The sequence below is a fragment of the Caballeronia arationis genome, assembly GCF_001544975.2.
GTDB classification, from domain to species: Bacteria; Pseudomonadota; Gammaproteobacteria; order Burkholderiales; family Burkholderiaceae; genus Caballeronia; species Caballeronia arationis.
This window is the reverse complement of sequence record NZ_FCOG02000313.1, coordinates 1-3,148: the sequence shown is the minus strand read 5'-3', so window position 1 is coordinate 3,148 and position 3,148 is coordinate 1. Positions and strand designations below refer to the sequence as shown.

Sequence of the window (3,148 nt, the reverse complement as noted above, 5' to 3'; positions counted from 1 at the left end):
CGCAGTCAGCCAATCCGGATCAGTTATCCATTGATCTTCAATAACATAGAGAGGTGAGCATTATGTCTCGAGTCCGCTTGGCCCCAGAAGAAGCAGGTTGGTGCCGTTACGCAACCAGCCGTCGCCCGCGCAAAGCGCCGAGACGTGTGGGCGGGACACCATCGGCACTGCGTCGAAATCGAAGTTCTCCAGCGTCTTGCCCGGCAACAGCTTTGCGTCCTTGAGATGACGCTCGATCCGGCGTCGATCGCGCTCGGCGATCTCGTGTTCGGCCAGCGCCATCAGCAGACGTGCCGCCGGCCAGCCTTCCGTGTCGGATCGCTCGGCGAAGCTGGACCAGATCTGCTTGATGGCGGGCAGCCGCAAATCGTTGAGCAGTAGCGACAGGCGGGTGGCGTCGATGTCGAGACTCATGCTGTCACCTCCGTTGCCATGTCAAGCAGGGCTTCGTAGTCGCTCAGCGGTGCCAGCTGGACGTTCACCTCCGGCATGCTGCTCGTGGGCTTGACTTCGAAACGTGAACACAGTGCGTCCAGATCGGGCAACCGTCCATCGTCCAGGCACTGCTGCAGCGCCTGGGCCAATTGCGCTTCGCAGTTGTGCTCGTGGGCCAGGCTGAGCAGTTCAACCATGGTCCTGCATGCCTGGCGCTGCGGTAGCTGCTCGAGCAGGCGATCGAAGGTCAGTCGATACGCCTCGCGCGGAAAGACCTGATCGCGGTAGACCAGGTTGAGCAGCGCCATGGGCTTGCGGCGCAGCGCGTGGATGATGTGCCGGTAGTTGATGACGTGGCCGTGCTTGCCATTGGGACCCGCACGGCCGCGCTGCAGTGTCATCAGGGCCGTGCCACCCAGGAACAACTCAAGCCGGTCGTCGTACAGCCGTACGCGCAGGTGGTGGCCGATCAGCCGTGACGGGACGGTATAGAACACCTTGCGCAGGACGAAGCCGCAGGTGGTCGTGACGTACACGCGCGTTTCCTCGTAGTCGCACGTGCGCTGGGCCGGAAGCGGCTGAAGCAGCGCGCGCTCGGCCTGAATGCGTTTGCCGTTACGCGCGTTGATGCGACCGACGATCTCATCGATGAAACGGCGATAGGCCTCGAGATTGTCGAAGTCGTTACTGCCGCGCAGAAGCAACGCATCACGCACTGCATTCTTAAGATGGCCATGAGGGCTCTCGATGGAGCCGTTCTCGTGGGCAACGCCACGGTTATTGCGCGTAGGCTGCATGCCGTAGTGAGCACACAGCGCCTCGTAACGCGTGGTCAGATCCTCGCGCGCCTCGGCTTCGAGATTGCGGAACGCCGCCGACAGGCTGTCGCTGCGGTGCTCGCGCGGTACGCCCCCGAGTGCCCAGATGGCGTTCTGCAGCCCTTCAGCCAGCGCAACATAGCTCTCGCCACCGAGAATGACGTGAGCGTGCTCAAAGCCCGAGCAGGCGAGCCGAAAGTGATAGAGGCGGTGCTCCAGCGCGACGCCCACCACGGTGACGCCCAGACTGTCCATCTCCGTGAAGTCGGAGAACCCGAGACGACCGGGTTCGTGTACCTGACGGAACATGACGTCACGTTCCTCGCCATGGAGTGCGCGCCAGTCGCGAATACGCCGCTCGAGTGTGCGGCGCACGTTGCCCGGGAGGTCGGGATGGCGGCGAAGCATTTCGTCCAGTACGGCTATCGGCCGGATGCCGGGAGCGGACTGAAGCAGCGGCACGATCTCGGAGTCAAAGATCGCGGCCAGGGGATCGGACCGGCGACGCCCGCGAGGGGCCTTCTTCTGCGATGGCAGTCGCCGGTCCTGTTCGATGCGATAGCCACTGGCGGCGCTGAACCCGGCGCGAGCAGCCGCTTGCAGCGGCCCCTCCTTGAGTCTGTACTTCATGTAGAGCCTCATCTGATGGTCGTTGATGTGTCGGCCGGGCAACTCAGCCTCCCTTCGCTACATGGAAGAGCTGTTCATACCCGATTTACCGCGACCACCGAAGGCACCCGACGGCAGGGGGCTCATCAGCGCGGCGTTGCGGCAGCGGTTCCGGGCTGAGCCCTCCACCGCTGCCGCAACGCCAGTACTCTCATCCTGATTGACGCGCTGCTCTCATCTTGTTTTATATGAACGCCCCCGATGCGCCAGGTTTTTCTTGTGCTCAGATTGACAGGATAGGTTGCAGCTTTATATTCGGCCTTTTTGCAGCCTCATTCGCTGCTGGCCCCGATGAAATCCGCTGACTCGCCCCTCATTTGACTCGCGAGCTAGATGCTCAAAACAAGATTCAGGGTTTGCGAATCACGGTCCGACCTGTCTCGTCATCACACTCAATTGCCAGCGCAACCTTTCGACCTCGTGCCTGAACTTCTTAACATCTCTGAACTTTCAGTTTCGAACTCCTCGTAAGCTGACGTGATCCGAACTGTACGGTATATCGTGGGCGAGAACAGCCCAGATCGTGCGCGCCATTTTGTTGGCCAATGCAACGGCTACTACGTTCGATGGTCGTCGCGTTCGGATCTGCTCGACCCAGCCTCCAGCATGTTTCGCATGGAAGAGCACACTGCGTGCGCCGTGAATCAAAAGGGTACGGACGTACGTGTCGCCACGTCGACTGATACCCAGGAGCTGGACCTTCCCGCCAGTGCCGATCTGCTTTGGTACGAGACCGAGCCACGCTGCAAACTCCCGTCCGGACCTGAACGCCTTCGCGTCACCCATCGTGGCAACAGTGGCCGTTGCCGTCAGCAGACCAACGCCGGGAATCGCGGCGATTGCCTTGCATGCTTTGTCCTCTTTCATCCACGTTTGCAAACGTCGCTCAATGTCAGCGATCTGTTTGTCCAGTCGATCAAGGTCATTCCAGAGTTCGCGTAATGAGTCGATCAGCATCGCCGGTAGACGCTCGGCCAGCTTCGCCAGTACCCCGGGAATCGCTCTATCCAGCGCGGCGCGACTCTTGGCCATCACCTCGCCGTATTCTGTTAGCAAGCCCCGTAGACTGTTCATCTGCATCGTGCGGACCTTGATCTTCTGTTGCCGCAACCGATGCAGCGCCAATACAGCCTGCTGGGCTTCGGTCTTTGAAGCGCCCCGGAAATGTAGGAGACTTTGGATCTTGGCTGTAACGGGAGATTTGAAGAATGGAAAACGCAAGCAAA

2 protein-coding genes and 1 pseudogene are annotated in these 3,148 nt (G+C 60.6%); all 3 read right to left on the bottom strand.

The annotated features are described in order from the left end of the window. Positions 1-72: 72 nt before the first annotated feature. Positions 73-414: pseudogene (locus tag AWB81_RS41460) on the bottom strand (ATP-binding protein); the annotation flags it as partial. Continuing rightward, complete coding sequence (gene istA / locus AWB81_RS41455; protein WP_087135586.1) at positions 411-1,925, bottom strand: IS21 family transposase; 1,515 nt, start codon at positions 1,923-1,925, stop codon at positions 411-413. The gene istA and the pseudogene AWB81_RS41460, both read right to left, overlap by 4 nt. 447 nt (positions 1,926-2,372) lie before the next feature. Beyond that, positions 2,373-3,148: IS110 family RNA-guided transposase (locus AWB81_RS41450; RefSeq protein ID WP_235026202.1), on the bottom strand; the 776-nt coding region annotated here is incomplete at its 5' end.